This is a genomic window from Desertibacillus haloalkaliphilus (genome assembly GCF_019039105.1).
Taxonomy (GTDB): Bacteria; Bacillota; Bacilli; order Bacillales; family KJ1-10-99; genus Desertibacillus; species Desertibacillus haloalkaliphilus.
The window spans coordinates 1-396 of the sequence record NZ_JAHPIV010000256.1; the positions used below are offsets into that span (position 1 = coordinate 1).

Annotated in this window: 1 protein-coding gene; it reads right to left on the bottom strand. The window is 44.9% G+C overall.

Translation table 11 applies throughout. From position 1 onward, the window contains the following. A partial coding sequence (locus tag KH400_RS21815) for a hypothetical protein (RefSeq protein ID WP_217228208.1) occupies window positions 1-367 on the bottom strand: 367 nt, incomplete at its 3' end. Window positions 368-396 lie beyond the last annotated feature (29 nt).

The window sequence follows — 396 nt, forward strand, 5'->3', positions numbered from 1 at the left end:
CCTTGTATGGCACTTCATTTTCATAGGCAAAAGCCGTTAGCTTCGTGAATTCAGGTGAATTCATGTGCCAAACTTGCTTCACACCAACTTCAAGCAAGTGGTTGTGTAGTAAACCAACAATCGCCTCGAATTGACGTAATTCGCGTGCGTTCGCATCGTAAATGTTATACAAGTTAAATGAACGATTTTCGATGTTGGCCAACATCACCAAACCTTGGGCAGCAGTACCACGCGTTTGGCCAGTCACCTTATACATGGTTGGGGTTGGATAAGCGCGATTGCTTGGGTAAGCCACAGCTTGTGCTTCCAATGCATGCAACTTTGCGATAACTTGTCCAGCAACTTCAGGTCGAACGCCAGTCTTCACCAAAATGTTTCCGAATGACATCATAAATG